At 41.8% G+C, this 23626-nt stretch carries 21 protein-coding genes; 13 read left to right on the forward strand and 8 right to left on the reverse strand.

Annotation, left to right across the window (positions count from 1 at the left end):
• Nucleotides 1-90 precede the first annotated feature (90 nt).
• Complete coding sequence (locus OCU48_RS13450; RefSeq protein ID WP_167496213.1) at nt 91-237, forward strand: hypothetical protein; 147 nt, start codon at nt 91-93, stop codon at nt 235-237.
• A 110-nt stretch (nt 238-347) separates the two neighbouring features.
• Here OCU48_RS13450 and OCU48_RS13455 read toward each other — a convergent pair whose 3' ends face one another.
• The 5 genes from OCU48_RS13455 to potA form a co-directional block, all read right to left on the reverse strand.
• A complete protein-coding gene (locus OCU48_RS13455; RefSeq protein WP_141346444.1) occupies nt 348-602 on the reverse strand; it encodes a hypothetical protein in 255 nt (84 codons plus the stop codon).
• Between the two features lie 300 nt (nt 603-902).
• Nucleotides 903-1937, reverse strand: coding sequence for an extracellular solute-binding protein (locus tag OCU48_RS13460; protein WP_141346443.1), 1035 nt, complete (start codon nt 1935-1937; stop codon nt 903-905).
• Nucleotides 1938-2059: 122 nt separating this feature from the next.
• A complete protein-coding gene (potC, locus tag OCU48_RS13465; protein WP_141346442.1) occupies nt 2060-2830 on the reverse strand; it encodes a spermidine/putrescine ABC transporter permease PotC in 771 nt (256 codons plus the stop codon).
• On the reverse strand, nt 2830-3687 hold the full coding sequence (potB, locus tag OCU48_RS13470; RefSeq protein WP_208727201.1) for a spermidine/putrescine ABC transporter permease PotB: 858 nt from the start codon (nt 3685-3687) through the stop codon (nt 2830-2832). The genes potC and potB overlap by 1 nt, the downstream gene beginning before the upstream one ends.
• Nucleotides 3671-4786 carry a spermidine/putrescine ABC transporter ATP-binding protein PotA gene (gene potA / locus OCU48_RS13475; protein WP_141346440.1) on the reverse strand — a complete coding sequence of 372 codons (1116 nt, stop codon included), beginning with the start codon at nt 4784-4786 and terminating at the stop codon, nt 3671-3673. The genes potB and potA overlap by 17 nt, the downstream gene beginning before the upstream one ends.
• 381 nt (nt 4787-5167) lie before the next feature.
• On the opposite strand from potA, the gene OCU48_RS13480 reads away from it, so the two are divergent.
• The 7 genes from OCU48_RS13480 to OCU48_RS13510 all read left to right on the forward strand — a co-directional run bounded on the left by OCU48_RS13480 (nt 5168) and on the right by OCU48_RS13510 (nt 11099).
• On the forward strand, nt 5168-6010 hold the full coding sequence (locus tag OCU48_RS13480; protein WP_141346439.1) for a LysR family transcriptional regulator: 843 nt from the start codon (nt 5168-5170) through the stop codon (nt 6008-6010).
• 18 nt (nt 6011-6028) lie between these two features.
• A complete protein-coding gene (locus OCU48_RS13485) occupies nt 6029-6859 on the forward strand; it encodes a CPBP family intramembrane glutamic endopeptidase (RefSeq protein ID WP_141346438.1) in 831 nt (276 codons plus the stop codon).
• 142 nt (nt 6860-7001) lie between these two features.
• Nucleotides 7002-7703 (forward strand): hypothetical protein, encoded by a 702-nt coding sequence (locus OCU48_RS13490; RefSeq protein ID WP_141346437.1) that lies wholly within the window; start codon nt 7002-7004, stop codon nt 7701-7703.
• A gap of 93 nt (nt 7704-7796) precedes the next feature.
• Complete coding sequence (locus tag OCU48_RS13495) at nt 7797-7964, forward strand: hypothetical protein (protein ID WP_167496212.1); 168 nt, start codon at nt 7797-7799, stop codon at nt 7962-7964.
• Between the two features lie 719 nt (nt 7965-8683).
• Nucleotides 8684-9427: a phosphatase gene (locus OCU48_RS13500; RefSeq protein WP_141346436.1), complete on the forward strand. Its 744-nt coding sequence runs from the start codon at nt 8684-8686 to the stop codon at nt 9425-9427.
• A 65-nt stretch (nt 9428-9492) separates the two neighbouring features.
• Complete coding sequence (locus tag OCU48_RS13505; RefSeq protein WP_141346435.1) at nt 9493-9972, forward strand: DUF4149 domain-containing protein; 480 nt, start codon at nt 9493-9495, stop codon at nt 9970-9972.
• 137 nt (nt 9973-10109) lie between these two features.
• Nucleotides 10110-11099, forward strand: coding sequence for a hypothetical protein (locus OCU48_RS13510; RefSeq protein WP_141346434.1), 990 nt, complete (start codon nt 10110-10112; stop codon nt 11097-11099).
• Between the two features lie 62 nt (nt 11100-11161).
• Here OCU48_RS13510 and OCU48_RS13515 read toward each other — a convergent pair whose 3' ends face one another.
• Entirely contained in the window at nt 11162-13831 is a 2670-nt protein-coding gene (locus OCU48_RS13515; protein ID WP_141346433.1) for an ExeM/NucH family extracellular endonuclease, read from the reverse strand.
• A gap of 375 nt (nt 13832-14206) precedes the next feature.
• Between OCU48_RS13515 and OCU48_RS13520 the strand changes: the two genes are divergently transcribed.
• The 3 genes from OCU48_RS13520 (at nt 14207) to OCU48_RS13530 (ending at nt 18445) form a co-directional block, all read left to right on the forward strand.
• Nucleotides 14207-16081, forward strand: coding sequence for a bifunctional metallophosphatase/5'-nucleotidase (locus OCU48_RS13520; protein ID WP_141346432.1), 1875 nt, complete (start codon nt 14207-14209; stop codon nt 16079-16081).
• 383 nt (nt 16082-16464) lie between these two features.
• Nucleotides 16465-17829 carry an NCS2 family permease gene (locus tag OCU48_RS13525; protein ID WP_141346431.1) on the forward strand — a complete coding sequence of 455 codons (1365 nt, stop codon included), beginning with the start codon at nt 16465-16467 and terminating at the stop codon, nt 17827-17829.
• A 163-nt stretch (nt 17830-17992) separates the two neighbouring features.
• Nucleotides 17993-18445 (forward strand): YHS domain-containing (seleno)protein, encoded by a 453-nt coding sequence (locus tag OCU48_RS13530; RefSeq protein WP_208727199.1) that lies wholly within the window; start codon nt 17993-17995, stop codon nt 18443-18445.
• Nucleotides 18446-18492: 47 nt separating this feature from the next.
• Here OCU48_RS13530 and OCU48_RS13535 read toward each other — a convergent pair whose 3' ends face one another.
• Nucleotides 18493-18834, reverse strand: a complete 342-nt coding sequence (locus tag OCU48_RS13535; protein ID WP_141346429.1) for a TehB family protein — start codon at nt 18832-18834, stop codon at nt 18493-18495.
• A gap of 520 nt (nt 18835-19354) precedes the next feature.
• Here OCU48_RS13535 and OCU48_RS13540 point away from each other — a divergent pair.
• Nucleotides 19355-20131, forward strand: a complete 777-nt coding sequence (locus tag OCU48_RS13540; RefSeq protein ID WP_141346428.1) for a siderophore-interacting protein — start codon at nt 19355-19357, stop codon at nt 20129-20131.
• A 76-nt stretch (nt 20132-20207) separates the two neighbouring features.
• Here OCU48_RS13540 and OCU48_RS13545 read toward each other — a convergent pair whose 3' ends face one another.
• On the reverse strand, nt 20208-22274 hold the full coding sequence (locus OCU48_RS13545) for an alpha-amylase (protein ID WP_141346427.1): 2067 nt from the start codon (nt 22272-22274) through the stop codon (nt 20208-20210).
• Nucleotides 22275-22467: 193 nt separating this feature from the next.
• Between OCU48_RS13545 and OCU48_RS13550 the strand changes: the two genes are divergently transcribed.
• Nucleotides 22468-23013, forward strand: coding sequence for a hypothetical protein (locus tag OCU48_RS13550; RefSeq protein ID WP_141346426.1), 546 nt, complete (start codon nt 22468-22470; stop codon nt 23011-23013).
• Nucleotides 23014-23626: the final 613 nt, after the last annotated feature.

Here is a 23626-nt window from a genome sequence, read left to right on the forward strand (position 1 = left end):
AATAATGTACCCGAAAGCATATTAAGTAAGCCCAACGGATAGCCTATTAACCCATTTTGTTACTTTTCTCTGCAAATAGGCGGTGGGGTTATGAACAAGAAAATGATGTTTTGGGGTAATCAAGGTGGCACATTTGTCGCGTTCACTATTGCGATGATCGCATGGGCGCTTAACTTACATGTGCTGTTTGGTGTTTTTATCTTAGCAACATTAGTCAAAGCCGCACAAAGCCAATAAATAAAGCTTTGATACAGTTTGACTATCAACTTGCACTTTTAGGTCGGTATAGCGTTATTTGTAACGTTAGCTTGCTGACCCATAGACGACTTATTTGCAACGAAAGTCGTCTATTCTAAGACATCGAATCTTAGCTTTCGCTTATCTAGTTCTTCTTCTAGAAACGTCAACAATAGCTGTGTACTTGACTCAAAATTCTCTTGTTTGTTGGTACTACCTATCCCTAAGTCAGTCAGATCCAAAGCGGTATCTATCATTTTTTGGCTATCCCTAACGGCTACTTCACCGGATGTTGCGCGTAGCTTCTTCGCTAAATTTACATAGTTATAGATTGCAGAAAGAGTGTTGAGAGACACTTTAGACATTAAGGTAGGCCTTTTGTAATACACACAGGTGCAGTCTAAAGGATAAATTTGAATTTAATGTGACCACTTTACGCCAAACTAAACAAATGGTTGTAGCCGTTGATTAGCTCTTATCTATTTACTCTCAAATTTTAAGCTCTATTCTTTTGATTAATAACGCTTTTATTTATTGAAAGTCATCTACACGTTGTTTGTGTTTTATAGTGTCTGAGCAGCTGTTCAAATAGTGATTAGGAAATGAAAGGTCTTGTTGCCATAAGAAAAGGGCTTGCGAATGAACATCACAAGCCCTTTTCTGATTTACTCAACTTTAAGTTTTTGGAAGTACTCTTCGTACAATACGCTCGCTTCACCCACTTCATCCTGCCAAGTGCCTGTTTCTAAGGCTTCTTTTGGAGGGTATACGTTAGGGTTCTCAGCAAACTCTTTCGGCAGTAAGTCATGAGCGGTAGCCACTGGAGTAGGGTAACCAATCTCTAAAGCGATCTTAGCAGCATTTTCAGGACGCAGTAGGAAGTTGATCATCTTGTGGGCTGCTTCAACATTCTTAGCACCTGTTGGAATGGCTAAGCTATCCATCCAGAAGATAGTTCCTTTCTCTGGCCAAATAATATCAATTGGAGCGCCCTCTTCACGAGCCATATAAGCGGAACCATTCCACAACATGCCTAATGACACCTCACCGGCCATATAAGGGTTAGCAGGAAAATCTGAGTTAAAGACTAAGACGTTAGGCATTAGCTTTTTCAACTCTTCATAAGCCGCTTTTATTTCTTCAGGATTCGTTGTATTTGGCGAGTAGCCAAGTTTTGTCAGTGCAATATGAAAGACTTCACGAGAGTCGTCCATTAGCATTAGCTGGCCTCGCCATTCTTCACTCCAAAGGTCATCCCACTTAGTGACAGAAGATCTATCGATCATTTCAGAGTTGATACCAATGCCAGTTGCGCCCCAGATATAAGGGATAGAGTAATTGTTGTTAGGGTCAAATGGCTTGTTTAGGTAGCTGGGATCGAGATCAGAAAAGTGAGATAGTTTGGCTTTATCGATCTCTTGAAGCATACCCTCTTTACGCATTTTTGATACGAAGTATGTAGAGGGAACAACCAAGTCGTAGCCAGAACCTTGCGTTTTTAGTTTGGCGTACATGCTTTCATTGGATTCATAGGTGGAGTAAATCACCTTAATGCCAGTTTCTTTTGTGAAATCTTCTAGCACTTGGTTTGGAATGTATTCAGACCAGTTGTAGAAATACAATTCTTTGTCGGCTGCCAGAGCAGGCAAAGAAAACAGTGTCGCCGCACAAAGGGCGCTAGCATAGAGTTTACTTTTCATTACTTTTCCATTTAATTATCGCCCGAAGGCTTTTCCATTACGACCAAGTCGATATGAGCAATGTAAACTTATCTGCTGGTCATAGATGACCCGCAGGGTTTTAAATACCAGATAATATTAGACTATTTCATTTTTCCCCGTGCGAGAAGCTGAGAAATTATTACCAGTATTAGAGAGACAATTAGCATCATGGTTGCCAGCGCATTCACCTCAGGAGAGATGCCTACTTTTACCATAGAGTAAATCTTAAGCGGTAATATCTCGTAGGCTGGGCCGGTCACAAATGAGCTAATAATTACGTCATCGAGTGACAGAGTAAAACTAAGTAACCAGCCTGCCGCAACTGCAGGCATAGCGAGCGGCAGGATGATTTGCTTTAGTATCACCCATTCCCCAGCACCAAGATCCTTGGCAGCTTCTAGCATTTTCACATCAAAGCCATTTAGGCGGCTGTATACCGTCACGACCACGAAGGGGAGGCAAAACGTAATATGAGCGATCAATAAGGTAAAGAAGCCTAGTTGTGCCCCAATGACCAAAAACAGCGCAAGTAAAGATATAGCCATGACAATATCCGGAGACATCATGACTACAAATAACATGCCGTTGACCGCACGTTTGCCTTTGAACTGGTAGCGAAATAGCGCAACTGCGGTAAGGCTACCAATAATAGTGGCTGCTGTTGCCGAAAATACCGCGATGTTTAATGAGTGCCATGCCGCTTGCATCAAGCTATCGTTGTTAAATAAGCTTTCATACCACTTGGTCGTGAAGCCGCCCCACTTCATACCAAATTTACTGGCATTAAAGGAGTTTGCGATCAGCACAATAATTGGCAGATATAAGAACGCATACACTAGCGTCATAAAACTAAATCTGAGTGTGCGACCCATCAATCCAGCTCCACTTTTCTATTTAATAACTTGCCTGCTCGATAATACGCATAAAGCATGATGGCCATCGCAAGAGTTAGGGCGATACTGGTCGCCGCACCAAACGGCCAATCCCGAGCATTGAGTACCTGACTCTTAATCACATTACCAATCAGTAGATTTTTAGCGCCGCCCAGTAGATCTGATACATAGAACATCCCCAGTGCAGGTAGCAGAACTAATAAACAGCCACCTATGATGCCTGGCATGGTCAGTGGCAATACAACACGGGTGAAAGTTTGTAGTTTGTTCGCTCCCAAGTCCTTAGCGGCCTCAATGTAAGTATCATCTAACTTCTCTATAGCTGAATAGAGAGGCAATATCATAAAGGGAAGTAGTATGTAAACGAGGCCAATCATGACTGCGGTTTCCGTGTACATGATACGCATCGGCTTATCTATGATGTCGATAGCCATCAGAGACTTATTTAAAATACCTTGGGTGCCTAGAACGATTTTTAATCCATAAGTACGGATTAAAGAGTTGGTCCAAAACGGTACGATAACCAAAAACAACATGAATGGACGCCACTTAGGTGGCATCTTGGCGACGATATAGGCAAATGGATAGCCAATGATCAAGCACATGACAGTCGCGATAATCGCCATGTAAAACGAGTGCCATAAAACCTTAGCGTACAAGGGATCCATTAGACGAGCGTAGTTGTCTAAGGTAAATGTAAGATCGATTAAGTTGGCTTCATCACGAGTTAAAAAACTGGTCCCAATGATCATGACATTAGGTACAAGAACAAACAGTGTTAACCAACCAACAATCAGAGCAATGATCGCGTTCTGAAGATTAAACCTCTTGCTCATCATGAAGAACGACCTCCCAGCTTTCCACCCATGTAATAGCCACTTTCTGCCCTAAGGAGTGGTCTACATCGGGATCGTCTTCATTGAAGAATTCGCTGATCATCACCTTGAGGCCAGACTCTAATTCAATCACAGAATCTAAAGTCATCCCTTTATAGGTGCGTTCAATGACATGGCCAACGATACCCTTTTGTTCTGATTCACGAATCTCTTCGAGTCGCAGATCTTCTGGGCGAAGTAGCACTCGCAGTTTTTCATTCTCGACGATGGGCTTTTCAAAGTAGACGATAGAATCTACACCTTCTATGGTTGCGCGAATACGCTTCTCGTCCAAACGCTCTTTCGCGATAGCATCGAAGACATTAATTTCACCAATAAAGCGAGCAACAAATAGGTTCTTTGGTTCTTCGTAGATTTCACGTGGTGTGCCATCTTGCTCTACAACGCCATCTCGCATAACGATAATACGGTCTGACATAGAGAGCGCTTCTTCTTGGTCGTGTGTAACAAAGATGAAGGTAATACCAAGCTGACGCTGAAGTTGTTTAAGTTCCATTTGCATCTGTTTTCTTAGCTTATAATCCAAGGCAGAGAGAGACTCATCCAACAACAGAACTTTAGGCTTGTTCACTACTGCGCGTGCTATGGCAACACGCTGCTGTTGACCGCCTGATAATTGGCTTGGTTTGCGCTGACTCATTGCGCCCAAGCGGACCATTTGCAGGGCTTCCATTACACGAGGTTCGATATCAGCCTCGGCAACTTTTTGCATGCGTAAACCAAACGCCACGTTCTCAAATACCGTCATGTGCGGGAATAGTGCGTAGCTTTGAAAAACCGTATTTACGTGCCTTTGCTCTGCAGGAATATCAGTAACATCTTGCTCAGCAAGAAGGATGTTACCTTTGTCCACGGTTTCAAATCCCGCAATCATACGTAAAACAGTTGTTTTTCCGCAACCTGATGGGCCAAGAATGGTAAGGAATTCACCATGGTTTACATCTAGGTTTAGATTGCCGATGATTTCTTTGTCATCAAAACTTTTGCTTACGCCTGTTAAACGGATTACAGGTTGTTCATTGTGTTGTTGAGCGTTCAACGTTTGTATTTCTCCTACGCATCTAGTTGCCTAGAACAGATAAATTAATCTTAAATTAAGCCTATTAAGGGTAATAATATCAATGAGTTGAAACTAAATCTCATCTATATTTTTAAGCAGTTTTAAACCCTATAAAACGTAATGATTACCAAGGGCCAAAGATGCCCCTAAGCTTAATCGAAACCATTGAAAAATTGCATTGTTTTTTAACGATAAACCCTTGTTTTTCATAGTCGCATTTAAGCATATTAAATTTAAGGGCGCGTTGGCTTTGAGTATAGATGACACTGTGAATAAATGTGAGTTAACAAGACGCTTCTTCTTGAGATACTGCTTATATATATCTATGATTTAATTATAATTCTTTGTCTTGTTGAATCGATGGATCTTAATCTTCTTACTACGTTTCTCACGGTTTATCGTTGCCGGTCTATAACTCAAGCGTCTGAACAACTAGAACTTACTCAACCTGCGGTAAGTGCGGCCCTAAAGCGTTTGGAAGCTGTCGTTGGCAAGGCGTTGTTCGTTCGAGAAGGACGGGGTATCGCTCCAACCGGCGCTGCCGTAGGTTTGGCTAATAAGATAGAGTCGCCACTGTCGGTTTTAGAAACCATTGAGGCTCAAGATGATGCGCTAAAAGTGCATTGCAGTGAAACAGTCCTGCACCTTCTAAAAGATATTCCAGGAATGGAGTTCTCTGATGCACCTCTAGATGAAGAGGAAGTCTTCGACGACCTAACCAGTCAAAAGGTAGACCTAATTATTGACGTTTTACATAGCAAACGTCACTCATTTGTAGTGGAAGAAGTCTTTACCGAAGAACCCGTTTGTTTAGCTCGTGTAGATCATCCCAGAATAGGGGAGACTCTGACGTTTGAAGATTATTATAAAGAACAACACATTGCGCTTAAGATTCGTCGAAGTGAGATGAGTACGATTGATTTCCTGTCTGATAAACCGGTTGCGCCACGCTCCGTTAAGGTGGAAACTTCTTCAATTTCTGGAATGCTCATGTTGGCCTCGGATAGCGACTATCTTGCTTCAGCAAATCGCAGCTTGGCGGAACGAGTGGCGCCTATGCTTGGGCTTAGAATATTTCCTTACCCGATCCCCCTTAATCGACTCCATTACAGAATGATCTACCATAGACGCTATCTTCATGATGAAAATCATAAGCAGAAAAGAGAACAAATAAAGGCTATTTTCAAACAACATCAAAAATAGCGCTTTGTAGATCTTATCATGGCCTTTGACTGCTCTATCTGGATTTGGTTACCCCTAGTAATCGCTATAGCACTTGCTTTGATTGACAAAAAGCACACCGCTTTCGTTGTTCTAGCGATTGCTTTAGTGGGGGCGTTGTTCGAGGGGCGGCTTTCAATTTTGGGGCTAGTTTTTACCGTTTTTGGTTTTGCTATTGCTTCTCAAGTATCAAGAATGAAAGGCTATAAGCATTTCCTTGCCCTAGCGGTGACCGTTGTTTGGTCATTGTGTATGGCGCTACATTGGTTCCCTGGCTTTTCTAATTTACTGGTGTTGGATAAAGTGCAATCAGGCCCCAGTAGTCATCCATTTACTATGTATCTTAACCTCGATAAACCTCTTATTTTCTTTGCTCTATTATTGGCATTTCCAACGCTATTGGGTAAGCCGAAGCCGGTTGAGTGGAAGTTGCTAGCAAAACCTTTACTCGTGTTAGCTAGTTTACTGCCTATTGCTGTTGCTTTGGGTGGGTTAGGAGTTGAGCTGTCACTACCAAGCTGGTGGTGGCTGTTCTTGTTAAACAATTTACTCTTAACTTGTGTGACAGAAGAAGCCATTTTCCGTGGGTTTGCACAGCAAGAGATAGCTAAACAATTGGGCTGGAAAACGGGTCTGATTATTACAAGTATTTTATTCGGGATTGCTCATCTTGCTGGGGGTTGGTTGCTGATTGCTTTTGCTACTATCGCTGGCGTTTGTTATGGGCTGACTTTTTACCTTACAGGTCGTCTTTGGGCTGCTGTACTGGTGCACTTCATGTTTAATTTCATTCACTTACTATTCTTTACTTATCCTATCGCCATTCGCTAACCAATCATCATTTGGTTGAAACATATAACCCTAGTTTATGTTTTAACTCATAATGACTTTATATATCTAATGTTACCTTTATCTCATAATCCCCTCCATGTTCTGAGCTCATCGCTCTTTGTATCAAACACTGGAGATTCCAATGAAAAAACTATCCGTTCTATCCGCTTCAATTGCAGCACTTCTTTCTACTACCGCTATCGCTGCGCCAGTTGAAGTTTACCTAGAACAAAATGTTGCATCTAACGCAGCTGACAACGGCGACTACGCAACAGAAGCAGGCGCAACGATTCAAACATCTGAAGATGGCTATGTAAATATTGCTTTTGATGACCAAGGTTGGCTAGCAGCCGGTTACGGCTACGATTTCCACCTATCAGATCAAGTAGAGTTGAACCTTTATGGTGAGCTTGGCAAGTGGGATACCGGTGCTGACGCACTAGCAGAAGCGGTAGTTACTTATAACGTTAGCGACAACTTTAATGTATTTGGTGGATATGCTTACAAGCGCTCTGAGTTGGACATAAATGACAACGGTGTTAATAGCAACCAGTTCATTGCAGGTTCATCACTGTCTTTTGGTATTATCAGCCTAGACTATACTTACACGCATGAGAATAGTGATGGTTCAAAAAATGGTGTAGTACATATTGGTAACCAGTATTACGCTACTAATGGTGACTACCACACAAATGAGCATGAAGTTGTGCTATCTGCAGAAATGGACAACTGGAGACCGTACGTTAGTTACACCTACCTAAATACAAGTGACTTAGTCAGCCAATACTCTAACGTAGGTGAGAATGACAACATTGTCACTCTAGGTGTTGCTTACCAATTCTAATTAAATACTAGCAACAACACTTGGCTAGGTGTTGACCTACTTACTAGTAAATAAAGCAAATGGATTTGCTTCTAATTATTCTAAGGTTTATCCATGAATAGAAGCACTCGAAATCGTTACCTTATCAACACTCTTGCTATTATTGGCTTATTGCTTTTCTCGGCGTTTCCTACTGTTTCAGCCAATATTGATACAACTTCCTATACCATTATTAATAAAGATATATCTGTAGCTCTGGGGCTTTGCAAGAACCAGGAGTAATTTTTTATTTATACATCAGTAGATGGCTTAAACATAAATACCATTAATGTATGTTCATAAGTTCACTTTATATATTTATGATTCACTTATAAGTAAAATTGTTCGCACTCAAACGAGATGGTTTTCTATGTGTTAACTACTACACATATTGCTTCATCGCTTTTGCGAAAATCAAGACCCTAGATCAAGCCACTTCCAAGTCAAACGGGCGTAGTAGTTGCTAGGAGCTTTTATTTGTTGGTGTTATGAAAGTTTGTAGCCTACTCGCCTTGTTTGTTTGCCACTAAGAGACAAGCAAGCATTAGCACACTAAAAACAACAATTATGAAGCAACAGCATCAGTTGCAACTCGGAGTAGAATTCGGGGCATTATAAATAATAGTCCTAGTATGTGCTCATTTTTTCAGTATTGGATATTGATGCAGAAACACCATTAGATCTGCAGCACATGGAGGTGCCTTTTTTAGACTTCACTCCAAAACCCCCTCTTTGCTTAAACACTTATTCCCAACTCTTTATCAACATGCTTTCTATTCACCTGTTTAAAAAGGTGATGCTTCTGTGCTTGCCCGTGGCGTAGTTATGATCACCGATTGTTGATCGGCTTGGTTTCGGCACCTTAGCTTAGATAATCGTAACAAAAGTAACGTATTGATTTTTCTTTGAAACATAAATAGTTCATTATCGAGGTAGTGATAATTTAGTAAAGGAAAACAGCAATGACCTATAAGCTAGAGGTGGACCTACACACGCATACGTTAGCGAGTGATCATGCTTTCAGCACCATACATGATTATGTTCGAGAGGCTCCCAAGCGTGGCATTCGATTGTTTGCTAATACTGACCATGGTCCTGATATGGAAGACGCGCCCCATAAATGGCACTTTGTGAATAGTTTGACCTTTCCTCGCGTGGCTGATGGAGTAGGGATCCTTCGTGGTATAGAAAGTAATATCAAAGATCTGCAGGGTAACATTGATATCGATGAGTCTATCCGTTCTAGGCTAGATATTATTCTCACAGGGTTTCATACGCCAGTGTTTGCTCCAAGAGATATCGACTCAAATACAGAAGCAATGAGCAATGCGATAAAGAGCGGCAAGGTTCATGTAGTCACGCACCCTGGTAACGTGAATTTCCCTATTCATATTGAAGAGATCGTTAAGACAGCGGCAAGAGAGAATGTTGCGTTGGAGATCAACAACAGCTCATTCTTATTTGCTCGAAAAGCCAGCTATGCAAATTGTCATAAAATTGCAGAACTTGCTAAGAAATACGATGCTCCGTTGAGTGTTGGCTCAGATGCCCACAATGCTTGGGATCTAGGACGTTTTGATAAAGCCAAAGCTTTGATCACTGACGTCAATTACCCAGCAGAGCGCATTATCAACAACACGGTTGAGTCGTTGTTTGCTTATCTCGCTACTAAAGGGGTTGATATAGCCGATGAGTTTGAATTCTAATTACTAATACCTAAAAAGCTCAGTCGTTACGCTGAACTTTTTTCTTTAAAGAGCACTTACCTATTATGAAGTTAATAACTAGAACTATTTCAATTGTTTACGTTATCGCTTTAACTAGTGTTATCGCCTTCTCACTGTTTGCTGGCGCAGTGGTGGCACCGGTGATCTTTAATTCTTCGTCGTGGTTAGGAGAATCAATACTTAACCGCTTCCAAGAAGGCTTAATGATGACCGAAGTCTTTGTGCGTTTGTCTTACCCCTTGGTCGCAGTTTGCATATTATCTTTAGTTTATGAAGTGTTTAACTATTGGAAGAGAGACTCCGACTGGATAGCACTTATCAGTATGAGTTTAATGGTAGGAACAGGGCTATTATTTGGCTTCTATTTCATCCCCGAAATCTTACATCTTCAATCACAAGGACCGACAGTTACGCAAAGCCCAGTGTTTTCTTCAATCCACAAAGCATCCGAGGTCTGTTTTAAGATCACTGTCTTTTCTGGATTGGTTTTAGTGTTCCGCAATATACTAAAAATGAGTCGATAGACTGTTTATTATTGCAATCATAGTTTAGTTTTCAGGTTTAAGAATCTTCGTACATACTGATTATCAGATATTCAACAGAGCGCAGTAAGCCGTATCAAAATGCGCCTTTGATACTTTTTAAATGTAGAGGATTAACAATGAATTTGAAGGTTAAAGGTTTAGTTTTGGCGGTTGTTTCGGCTTTGATTTTGAATGGTTGTGATAGTGATTCAGCAAAAGAGAAAATAGAAGCAGGTGCACATCACGCAAAGGAAGTTATCGCAGAAACAGGCGACAGAATTGACACTGAACTTCATCGTGAGGGCGATGATATCAAAACGTTTTCAAATAAGTTAACTGAAAATGCTGAGAAAGAGAGCCTACGCCAATTGGGTCTTGATGAAGCTGATATTGACTATGTAATTGAACATAATCCTGATGATGCAATGGCTGTAGCGAAACATACAAACGATGAGATCTTATATCAGACTAAGTTTCACTTTGTTAACGCAAGTGGGGTGCAGGGTGGCATGGACACGTTTGATTGGCTTTCACCAGCAAGTGTAACTAATGATGCGAAACCAAATCTTCAAAAAATCTTAGGTCGAGTAGCTTTCGTAATTAACTCGGCAAAATTTATCAAAATGTTTGATGACAATATTCAGTACCTCAATGCGAATACTTTTTCTGTTTCATCTGCATACCCTAATGAAATAACCACTGTTCCTAACACATACGATGAATTTAAGAGTGCAGTTAAAGCCGCGTTATCGCGAGAAGGGAATTCTTATAACCTATATGCTGTTGGTGATTTTCAAGGTGGGGATGCTAGAGGTGATGTAGGTAGATTGTCTGCTTACTTTAAGCTAGCGGGAATAGCAAACAGTAGTTTAAAGGCGAGCGCTCCTCTAGTGTTGCATGAGTTGACTCATACTTTTGGTTATGAGCATGCAGGTAGCAACCAAGATGCAGTGATTATGAAACCGAACAATGTTCCCTACCTTGTTCAATTGATTACTATGGATAGTGCGATGCAAGATAAGTATCAAGGTGATATGCAGATGTTTTCGGATTCGGTAAATAAGATTAATCAAATGCCTTGGTATGCAGGTGATAGCATGTTTAGTACCTATTTTGGGGACGACTAGAACCAAGTCATAAGAATGAGCAAAGCCGGCATCATGCCGGCTTTGTTTTAGTTGCTTAATGATTAATTGAGCTTAGGTCGACCTTTAACAAAGAAGCCAGTTAATATAAGCATCAACAACAAGAAATCGAAGGCGCCACCACTAGATTTTTGACCGTCTTGAGAGTCATTGTCTCCGTTTTCTACATCGTCCTCCTCATCACCATTTTTCTTGAACTGGAAAACAACAATCGCAGGATCGTGGTCTGAAGAACGGTACGGGTCGCCATACTTAGGCAAGTCACCGCTGTATTGAGTTGAGTACTCAAACAAAGTGGATTCTACCGCGTTAATAGGCCAAACCTGAGCATCTACTACGTAACCTTTAAGATCGGCATCCACTAGGATGTAATCGAGAGTACCAACAGTATCGTTGTAAGAATAGCTGTAAGTATGTGGCTTCATCTCTTCCACAATATCTAGGTAGCCGAACGAATGCTCAATCAATGCACCTTCGTTACCGTGCAGTGGAGTGCCGTCGGTTTCATCACCACCAATATAAGTGTTGCGTGCAGCGTAGGTTTTATAGTCTGCTGGAGCATGAGCGCGGTTCGTCAGTACAAGCATTGGGTCTTCCAAACCGTAGCTGTTCAGGTCTCCCATTAAGACTTTGTAACCGTCAATTTTTTCAAGCTCTTTAGCTAACTGATAAGCAGCTGAAACGCGGAAGTGCTCACAGCTACCTTGCAGGTTAACATCATTCTTTTGATCGTCGGTTTGTTCATCTTCCCAGCACGTTGAACCCTTAGATTTAAAGTGATTCGTTGAAATTACTAGGTCTTCTTTAGCATGATTCACCTTAAACGAAGCGGTAAATGCATCACGTTGGTACGCGCGTTTGAAGTTACCATCTTCTAACTGAACATGCTGTTGAGGCATTTCAATAATATGAATGTCACGCAACTGAGCAGCCTTTGAGCGATAGATGATCTTGTTGGTAATAGCATCTGTACCAACGTAGCCTTCACCCTCTAACTTTTTAGGCATAGCAATTTCGTATTGCTCTTTCTTGTCTAAACGGCTATTCAATTCCTCGACAAGTGCATAAATTGCAGAAGCTTCATCAAAACCGTTATTTTCAATCTCGATTAGACCGTAAATATCAGCATCAATAGCGATTAAAGAAGAAACAATCTTGTTTAGCTGAACACCATAGTCTTCGAGGTTAGTTGCGCCGCGGTTTTGCTCAAGAGGATTATCACGACCACCAAATGGCGAAGTGAAGAAGTTCTCTACGTTGAAGCTTGAAACGACCAATTCACCTTCTTGTAAGTTTGGTGTGATTGGGCGTTCATTGTCGGCAAATGTATCGCTATTTGCCTCGTTGTTTACATATAGACGGTATTCAGAGTACGAATAACCTAGTACACCAGTCAGACCTTCATCACCAAATGTAGCACCAACTCGAATGTAATCGTCAGTCGTTCCAGTACCGTTGTCTTGAGCAAAGTTTGGATACCAAGGCACTACACCATTGCTTGCTGCAACAGGGGACTCAACATACAAACGGCGTTCTGCGTTACTTGCATCTTGGGCTTTTGCTGCGTCAGTAAGTGGGACATTAAACTGGTTTGGATGATAGTTTACAGTCTGATGGCTCAATACCATATTGTTGCGATAGGAGTCGTAATCGAATCCAAAGGTACGAGCTACGTGCATGTCTGTTTCGTTGTTTACGCGAACCAACATACCTTCATAACGCTCTAAGGTATGCTCAAAGTTCTCATCGCTGTCTAGGGCAACAATGGTAGTAGGATTAATGGTTGCTGTGTTACCAGTCGTTTCCACATAGGCTGGGACTGTGGTTGAACCAAGCTGAGTCCAGCCGTAGTGTTCATGTACTTTGGCTGTGACTATGACTTCGTCCCCAACATTCAAATTGTTGGTGTTCGCATTGACGAAAATACCATCAGAAGTTCTTGGATCATGATCACCAGTCTTATCTTGCATAAAGAAACCAGTCAGCAGATCGTTACCTAGTTTAGAGGTTTGAGCATGTGTGATGATGCCGATGACTTCAAAGGTTTCATCTGATTCATATTTATGGTTTTCAGGATCAGTATAAGGCGACCACATTCCTTCGCCTTGAAGTTCCATAACGGTCGCTGGGATACCATTAGGTGGCTCAGGAGGTTCTGGTGCTTCACAGGTTTCTGCTATGTCGCCTAAACCTGACCAGTCATTCGTTGGCAAAGTGAACCACTGAGTTTCATCCCAAGTAGGACTAGCTTGATAGCTACAACGTACTAACGTGATATCTTTATTAAAATCTTGGCAATTAGAACCACTATTGTTCTCAAATCCGATAGTGTCCATAACCGAACCGTTTTGTACCAATCTAATAGCATCATCGCCGTTAAAATTGGCTAGACTGTTGTCTTGTGCATCAAGTCTAGATAAGAAATCCGGGTCGTTTGGATTATTGCTTTGTCCAGAGTGCCCAATAACGTATGTAGATAAAGGTGATAATACAATACCGTCTAGGGAATGTTCATTTCCCCAATCGCCTTTACAGTTCATTAAATTTTGTAGAGCATACCCATTTAAAGAGACTGCTTCATTTCCAGTATTCGCTATCTCGATAGCTTTATGGAAACCAGTACCTTCAACAACTTCCGAGATGATAATATTCGCATTTGCATTCCCTGCTAATAAAAAATAAGGTAGTGACCATGCGACTTTTAACTTATTCATTTTAGTCCTTGATTGGCTTTATATTATAGGTCGAATTTTAAAGGTGAATTAATTAAGTTCAATTTTTTATTTTATATATGGCGGTCATGTTTATTTTATCTGTAATTTCTTTGAAATAAAATGAATGATCACTTGCTTAATTTAAATTAATACGTGATGTTAATCACGATTTATTACGGATTAAAATCAAATTGAAATGTTTTATGAATAAAACATTCACAATAGATAAATGTTACAAGCTATTTTTATTTTTAGGGTTTTTAAATATTTAAACTTAAACAAAATTGTCGCATTTATTTAATTTTCCAGTATTAGCATGCTTTTTGTTCTAGCCACTTCTGGCTATAAATATAAATATAAATATATGGAAATAAAATGAACAAGAAACTATTAGCAGTGGCAATCGTTATGGGGTTAGCTGGTTGCAACTCCTCAAGCTCTGACAATGATAGCCAAGATAGAGAAGCTCTGAATCTTCGCATACTACATATTAATGACCATCATTCAAAGCTGGATGCTACAGGGCCACTTGCTCTGAACCTTGGTGGCGTTGACACTCAAGTAGAGGTTGGTGGGTTTCCTCGCTTAGTTACTAAGTTCAATGAACTGCAAAATAGTAATACTCTTCGTTTGCATGCCGGTGATGCAATTACAGGGACTATGTTTTATAGCTTGTTTCGTGAAGAGCTACCCGATGCACTAATGATGAATCAAATATGTTTTGATGCTTTCGCTTTAGGAAATCATGAATTTGATGACGGTAACGAGCAGTTAGCTCACTTTATAGATACTTTGAAAAATGGTGAAGATGCGTGTGGCACTGAGGTTTTGGCTGCCAATATTGAAGTGCCTTCTACTAATCCTATTTACGGTCTCTATGACCCGTATAAAATATTTGATGTAGCGGGTCAGAAAGTCGGTGTTATTGGCATCGATATATCGAGCAAAACTCAAGCATCTTCCTCACCTTCACCTGATACCGAGTTCTTCGATGAAGTGGAAACGTCGCAACGCTATATCGATATCCTAAAAGAGAAGAGCGTTAATAAGATTGTTTTAGTCACTCATTATATGTATAGCAATGACATTGCGATGGCTAAACAGTTATCGGGTGTTGATGTCATTGTTGGAGGCGATAGTCATTCACTGCTTGCAAACAATGAATTACACACTGAAATTGGTTTTGGTATCGCTGAAGGTGAGTATCCTACGGTAGTTCACAATGCGGACGGTAACGATGTATGTATCGTTCAGGCATGGGAAAACGCACTGATTCTTGGTGAGCTCAATGTTAGCTTTGATGCACAAGGTAACGTCACTCAGTGTGCAGGTACCCCACATTTACTACTAGGCGATGAATTCATTGCGCCTAGTGATGAGGAAAATCCTGACGCGACGCATACTCCGGAGGAGTTGGAGAAGATTGCTCAATATATTGCCGAAAAGCCAGAACTGAGTTCAGTTAAAGAGGATGGGGTAACAGCGGAGAAGCTCGCATTTTATGCCGATCAAGTCGATGAAAAAATGAAGGAGATCATTGGTAAAAGTAATGGGCTTTTATGTAATGAGCGCACTCCTGGATCAAATCATTCATCAGGTGCACTGTGTGCCGAGGGCAGTGATGAGCGTGAATTTATGAATCAGCATGGCAGTATCATGGCAAATGTGGTTTCTGAAGCGTTTGTAGATATGTCCATCCGTGCTGATATAGCTATCCAAAATAGTGGCGGTGTTCGTACCACTATTCCTAAAGGAGACGTTTCAGTAGGGCACGCTTTCAATGTTCTACCTTTCACTAACTTGCTTGTGAACCTTGATATGACAGGTCAAGAAATTGTAGACACAATAGAAGATGCTATTGATAACGTGGTAGTCAATGATTCAAGCGGTGCATTTCCAGCTGCGGCAAACCTTAGGTTCGATGTAGATATGAACGCAGTAAAGGGTGAGCGTATAAGCAATGTTGAAGCGCGTCGTAAAAATGACGATGGAACACTTGATGAATGGCACGATATCGACCTCGGTGGTGGGTATGTAGTTGTGACTAATGACTTTATTGCGCAAGGTGGTGACCGATATGATTCGTTTGTCCCAGTATACGAAGATGAAAGTCGTCGTGAGGACACTGGACTTCTTTATACTGACTCGTTAATCAATTACATAAAGAAACTTGAAAAACGAGGGGAGAGTTTAGATATTCCTGATGAAAGCGAAATGGCAGTGAGTAGTTTTATACCTCTAAACCCTTAATATTTTCTTTCCATTGGCCGGCTGAAAATTGCCGGCCTAGTTTCTATTGCTCTGATTTAAAACGACTATTCTCTTATTCATATTTTAAATACGAGTTGTGATTTTCGTAAATACGGCTGTAATGTCTAGCATCGCTGTTTTTAATTTACTGTCATCAAACGCCCTTTTCTATGCTTCCTGCCTATGCCCCTGATCTTATAGTTGGAACTATAGAGATAAGAGAGTTAAGGGCTCGTTTGTGTGTTTCAAACATGAAACCTTCAGTTGTAGCTATTGCACACGCAATCGTTTACCTGTATTTTTCGCATCTGAAATCTTTACTCACATATTTGATGAAAAACGCTGCTAATTTGTCGTTTTTCTGGCAATACAAAGGAAATAGCATGTCCGAGAATAGCGCACCCCAAGCAAATGGTGCTTCTGTAAAAGGCAGTTGGTTAGATACTTTCTTCTTGATTTCACAACGAGGCAGTAATGTTCGTCGTGAAGTTGTAGCAGGTTTAACAACCTTCTTGGCGATGGTGTACTCAGTTATTGTTGTGCCTAGCATGCTAGGAGCTGCAGGCTTTGATCAGAACTCAGTGTTTATAGCAACCTGTCTCGTTGCTGCATTTGGTTCCTTATTGATGGGCCTTTGGGCTAATCTGCCAATGGCTATCGGCTGTGCTATTTCACTTACCGCTTTTACTGCTTTTAGCTTGGTATTGGGGCAGGGCATTTCTATCCCTGTTGCGCTAGGCGCAGTCTTCCTCATGGGTGTTATCTTCACGGCTATCACGGTAACCGGTGTACGCCAGTGGATCCTAACTAACCTGCCAGCCGGTATTGCGCATGGTACTGGTATTGGTATTGGCTTATTTTTACTTCTAATTGCAGCAAGTGGCGTAGGCCTAGTCATCAAAAACCCTTTTGAGGGCTTGCCTGTGACTTTAGGTGAATTCACTTCTTTCCCTGTAATTATGTCGATGCTAGGTCTGGCGGCTATTTTTGGTCTAGAGAAACGTCAGGTTCCAGGTGGCATTTTGCTGGTGATCATCGCTATCTCTGTATTTGGGTTAATCTTTGACCCTGCAGTTCAATACCAAGGATTCTTTGCTCTGCCAAACATTGGTGGCGAAAACTCTTTGTTTGGCACCATGGATATCATGGGTGCGCTGAATCCTATCGTATTGCCTAGTGTTTTAGCGTTGGTGATGACCGCTATCTTTGACGCAACAGGTACTATTCGCGCTGTAGCAGGACAAGCTAATCTTTTAGATAAAGATGGCAATATCATTGATGGTGGTAAAGCACTAACCTCAGATTCAGTTTCAAGTATTGTCTCTGGTGCTGTCGGTGGTGCTCCTGCTGCGGTTTACATCGAATCGGCTGCTGGCACAGCAGCTGGTGGTAAAACAGGTCTAACCGCTGTCGTAGTAGGTGTGCTTTTTTTGTTCCTACTTTTCTTAGCGCCAATTAGCTATCTAGTACCTGCTTATGCAACAGCTCCAGCCCTAATGTACGTAGGTCTTCTGATGCTAGGTAATGTTCGCAAGCTAGACTTTGATGACTCAGTTGATGCGTTAGCCGGCCTTGTTTGTGCCGTGTTTATCGTACTGACTGGCAACATCGTAACGGGCATCATGCTTGGCTTCCTTTGTTTGGTTGTTGGTCGCGTGTTTGCTGGAGAATGGAAGAAGTTAAACCTAGGTATTGTGTTAATCACAATCGTTCTGGTTGTCTTCTATGCCGGAGGTTGGGCGATCTAAAATTCGCTATTCAACGTATTTCTCTAATACCCAGCCTTGGCTGGGTATTTTTTTGTCTAGCAGATCTTTAGTTGGAATTATCTTTTAAGGGATAGATTGAAATTTTCTGCTGATTCATCATTTCTATATTAAGGTCAATGAAGATTCAAAAGGAGTGATTGTGATGGTAAAGAGCATGATTCGTTTAATGGGCGTGCTTGTCGTAGCGCTTATGCTGACTCGCCCTGCATTAGCTATTGAGCCGGTGTATAGTGATTTCTTTGGTAAGGCTATTGGGGGATATGACTCTGTTGCTTACTTTACTGAGGGCAAACCGGTAGAAGGAAGCAAGCAATTTAAACACCAATGGAACGATGCTACATGGTATTTTTCTTCAGATGAAAATCGCGCTGCCTTTATTGAAAATCCTGAGAAATACGCACCTCAATACGGTGGTTATTGTGCGTGGGCTGTAAGCCAAGGCTACACCGCCAAAATAGATCCGAATGCTTGGTATATTTATGAAGGCAAGCTCTATCTAAATTACAACAAATCTATACAAGCAAAGTGGCAGAAAGACATCCCTAACAACGTAACTAAAGCCGAGGCCAACTGGCCAAGTTTGCTAGCCAATTAAAGTAAAGCAATGATTTACTGACGAAATCATTGCTCACCTTTTTCAGTTCATGACTTTTTGGCGTGGAACATAGGCTGATTACGTTTGTCCGCATTAGACCAAAAGTTGATATTGAATTGAGCGTCATCCGACATTTCAATTCGGTGCCAATACTGTGGTGGACTGGTAGCAAACTGTCCCGCATTAATGGTGACCTTTAGCTCCGGCTCTGTGGCTGCTTCGTTGGCAAAGCCAAAATAGGTCACGCTACCTTCCATAACACAAAGCTGCCCAAATACTTCTGCTGCCGTATTGTGATGAGTTAACAATGCTTGAGGGACGTTGTCTTTAGTAAAGAAAGGAGTAGAGCGTTGAATAGTCCAGCCTTGGGGGATTCTTAAATGACTCATAGTGTTCACCTGTGTTTTATATGATTAATTTTAAAAATGTTCGATGTTTATGACGCAGTCGAGCAGCACGACCATGCATCATTGAGACGGTTAAGCAGGCGTTTAAGAAATGATTGTCTACATTGTCTTTGAGCTACTGCATCGCATGTACTTGCATTGCAATGTAACTCTTCGATGAAAGCCTCTTCGGTTCGGTTTTCCAAAAACATCTGATACATGCTGTTCTCTTGTCAAAATGATTCATTCAATGATGTCTTAGATATAGCAAACGCCATGCCAGAAAATTAATTCACATAATTTCAATGGTTTAACTTAAATGGTTAAAAGATGTTGTCATATGGATAACCCCTTCCTTTATCAATAATACAAATCATTATCACTTGGATACTCCGGTGAGAGCTTGATGCAGGTAAAAGTGAGAGGGTGTGTCTAATGATTAATTAAGATACCTATTCTTTCTCGCCTCTTTGTAAAACAAGCTCTAATCTAAAAGAATCAGGTAGTTAACAGAGTAGTGAATATGAGCCGAAAAAAACCAACACCAAAGCGCGTCACTGTAGTCAGTTCTGAACAGATTTCCCCAAATATGCAAAGGATTCGATTGAAAGGTGAGGCGTTGTCAGTGTTTCCTGAGGACTGCGAGGGGAGCTATATAAAGTTCTTATTCGATTCTGAAGGCAATACGATTGAAGCTATGGTGGAAGGGCAAAGACCTGTTATGCGAACGTATACCATACGTCGGTTTTTTGCGGATGAAAGTATCATTGAGGTCGATTTTGTTCGCCATATTACCCATGATTTACAGTGTGGTTTTGCTGCTCGTTGGGCCGATTCTGCCAAGATCGGCGATGAGATCAGTATCATGGGGCCAGGGCCTATTGCTGATATTAACTTAGAAGCGGACTGGTTTTTCATGGTAGCGGATATGACAGGTCTTCCTGCATTATCAGCAAAGGCGCGTACGCTTCCTTCTGATGCTAAGGGCTATGCTGTAATTCAGGTTTTAAAAACTGATGATATCCAATCCATTGAGCTTCCTTCGAATATGCAAGCGGTATGGATCCATGCAGGGGATTCATTGTACGAACATGCGCAAGCTCAGACATGGCTTGATGGAACCCCATTTGTTTGGGTCGCCAGTGACTTCGATTCAATGCGAGAACTGCGACAGTATTTTAGAAATGACAAAGCTGTTGATAAACAGGATATTTATATCAGTAGTTACTGGAAGCAAGGCGTCTCAGAAGATGGGCATAAAGCTATCAAGAAGCAAGATGCAGAAGAGAGCGGCTTCTAAACGGTTCTGGTAAGAAAACAAAAGCCCTGTCTCGGCACACCGAGTTCAGGGCTTAGTTTTATGAGACGATCAGGTTCTACTTTCCAGAGTAATAGATAATCACCGCATCATCATCTAAGGTTCTAGAAAACCCATAACCACGCTCTTGCTTGATGTCTTTATGCACTCCGCCGCCAATAGCAGGGTGACGCTGACGGAATTGGCCTAGTGTTTGCCAATGTGTAAGAAGTGCTTGTCGCTCTGCATCGAGCTTCCAAACCATATCCGAGCGAGTACCTTGATGGAAGTCATCCGCATATGGACCGATGTCGCGGGCTACTTCATCACCGTAGTAGATCTGAATAGCGCCTGGAGAGAGTAACAAGGCATTGGCCGCGTTGCGTTGCATCTCTAAAGACTTAAATCGAGCAAAGAACAATTCAGTATCATGTGAAGACATGTAACTTACTGGGGTATAGCCAGAATTGTCTTGGATTTCTGCGCTGTAATTGGCGTAAGTCTTGCGCATATCAGAGAAACAAACCGCTCCGCGGTCTAGTTGCTTTTGCATATCGAAGTTAATCAATGCATCAAAGCCTTCATCTGCATATGGAGAGCGGTAAGCAGAGTGTGCCCATACCTCACCCATCATCCAAAAGGGCTCTTGAGGTCTGCTATTTTCTTTTTGCCATTGAGCTAGATTTTCACTGGCCTTCGCCTTAAGGTCTAGCCACACATCACCCTCAACGTGTTTTACTGTATCTACGCGAAACGCATCAATGCCAAAACGCTTAACCCAATCGGTTTGCCACTCGACCAAATAGTCGGCTACACGATAGTCGTCTTTTTTAACCACTCGTGTACCCGGGTTATCCAACAGCCATTGTGGCGGAGTTACGGCTTTATCTGACTCCGTTTTAAAGTCTGGTAGTCCGGCTAGGGTGAGCGTTTTATCGCTGCTTCCTGGGCTATCATAACCGGGTAAGCCAGAGCGTACCCAATCTGCTCCCCACCATTGCGACCAGTTTTCACTTTTGTAGTCGACGAGATCATGGGAAGAGTGCCAGTTTTTACCTGATGCAGGTTTCCATTGTGTTAGATCTTTGCCTTGGGCATCAGGGGTGAGCACTTGTAAATTATCATGCTGAATATCTGCAAGCGTAGCGTATCCAGGGTGGTTAATGACTGCATCGAGCATAACCTTAATCCCACGCTTATGTGCTTCGGTGACCAATTTCTTTAGGTCTTCATCATTACCGAAGTTTTGGTCAATCTTGGTAAAGTCTCGTGCCCAGTAGCCGTGATAGGCATAAAATGGGAATGAACCTTTATCGCCACCACCGACAAAACCATGTACTTGTTCAACAATTGGCGACAGCCAGATCGCGTCTGTTCCTAGCGATTGAATGTAATCCAACTTTTCTATCACGCCCTTGAGATCACCACCATGGAAGGTACCGATTTCTTGTTTGCCATCTTTAAGGCGACCGTAGCTGCGATCGTTGCTTTGTTCTCCATTATTAAACCTATCGACCATCACGAAATAGATATTGGCGTTGCGCCAATCCAGCGCACTATCGGCTTTAGGTTTGGTGGCAACCTTTTCGATGAGCATGACAGCGCCAGTCTCTCGTGTGGGATTGAAAGTGATAGTGCCATTTTTAACTATCGCGGTTTGTCCACTAAAGGTCTCTTTGAGCTCAGTTCCATCAGCAAAAGTGCCCGAGACGTTAATCATGGCCGGCATGTCGGTATAAGTCTCACAGCCAACCTTAGGAAGTGGGCGAACGAATTCTTTCTTGGTGGATTTTTTAGGTTGGCGCTTAATGGACAGTGTTTGTTTTTGCTCATCATAGGTGATGGCATAGTCGCCAGAGAAACGTATCTTAATTGGTAGTTCTGTTTCGGTATTACAGTTCAAACTAAGAGGAGTATTAAAGCGAATACGTTGTTCTTCTGGGGCTGCGCACTCCCCTTCAATTCCGCTGACCTTAAAAACGTAACTGTCTTTGTTTAGAGTGACAACTAGAGGTTCATTTGCATTTAATGGATAGTCTCTAGCGGTGGTTGTGGTGGCAATAGAAACACTTGGGTCTGCATGCACAACGCTGCTTGAGAGAGTGATGGCTGTTAATACAGCACAACAAGCTAGGCTTTTTTTCATCGTTACTAATACTCGGTCCCTGATTATCTGATGGCGCTTAGAATGACGAAGGCTAGGATTGACCTCAATTAAAGTGTCTAGAATCTGTAAGCGAGATCATCAACTGCGCAAAGGTTGAGGGTGTTTGAGGGATTATTTGCGGCGTCACTTTTTGTTATAGTATCACTCCATTTATGCTACTAAGCTCACATCTATGTGCCTGTTTCGCTTGTTCCTTCTTGCTGGTTTTTCATTATTTTCGTGGTCGTCTGTAGCAGCGACCAGTCCCATTTGGTACTACCCATTTATCTCAGCGCAGTACTCATCTTGGAAGACAACGGATTTTCAGCAGTCGGGTGAATGGTTTGATTGTGCAGAAGACGATAAACCATTGTTTTGTACAGATCAGGTGAAGATTCATCATACCCCAATGGTTGCAGTGGTGACCTTTGATCATGCAATGGATCCTATTTTAGAGTTGAATGGTGAGTTTAGTCTTGTCTATTTTAATAATCTGCAATTAGGGCTTCGACAAGATGGCTTTCAACTGACAAAGGTCGTCATTGATGGTGTGACACTCGATGTTAAATTGGAGTTGATCAACAAATCAGAAACCGAGGTAGACAGAGAAGTATTGCAGTTAATCAACCGCTATCCAGCGACGCAATCAAGAGTCCTCTTCTGGCAAAGTGCTGACCAGGAGCGTTTTGTACAATGGCACAGTGATAGAGACTCAATACAAATTACTTATCAGCAGTAAAGTACACCTGATTCAAAAGCAGTCACACGGACCTATCCAATAACAAAACGACCCCACCTAACCGTCGTCTCCGATGTTTTTATCAGAGCCCCTTTCAACGGATGAGCGATGAGATCCTCGATAGGAGCACTCGAGGATGACGCCTTATTACTCGTGGGAGTGTATGTTGGTTGAAATGGGATGAATGCCAATATATCGAATAACAACACATTATTACCCGCCCGTCGTCTCCGAGGTTTTTTATCGGAGACTTTTTCAACGGATGAGCGATGAGATCCTCGATAAGAGCACTCGAGGATGACGCTTTGTTACTCATGGGAGCGTATGTTGGTAGAAATAGGATTAATGTCAATATATCGAATAACAACACGTTATTACCTGCCCGTCGTCTCCGAGGTTTTTTATCGGAGACCTTTTCAATTGATGAACGATAAGATTCTCGATAAGAGCACTCGAGGATGACGCTTTGTTACTCATGGGAGCGTATGTTGGTTGAAATGGGGTTAATGTCAATATATCGAATGACAACACGTTACTACCCAACAGTTGTCTCCGAGGTTTTTATCGGAGACCTTTTCAACGGATGAAGGATGAGATTCTCGATAAGAGCGCT

Origin of the sequence: Vibrio inusitatus, assembly GCA_024346935.1 — a bacterium.
In the GTDB taxonomy this organism is placed as follows: Bacteria; Pseudomonadota; Gammaproteobacteria; order Enterobacterales; family Vibrionaceae; genus Vibrio; species Vibrio inusitatus.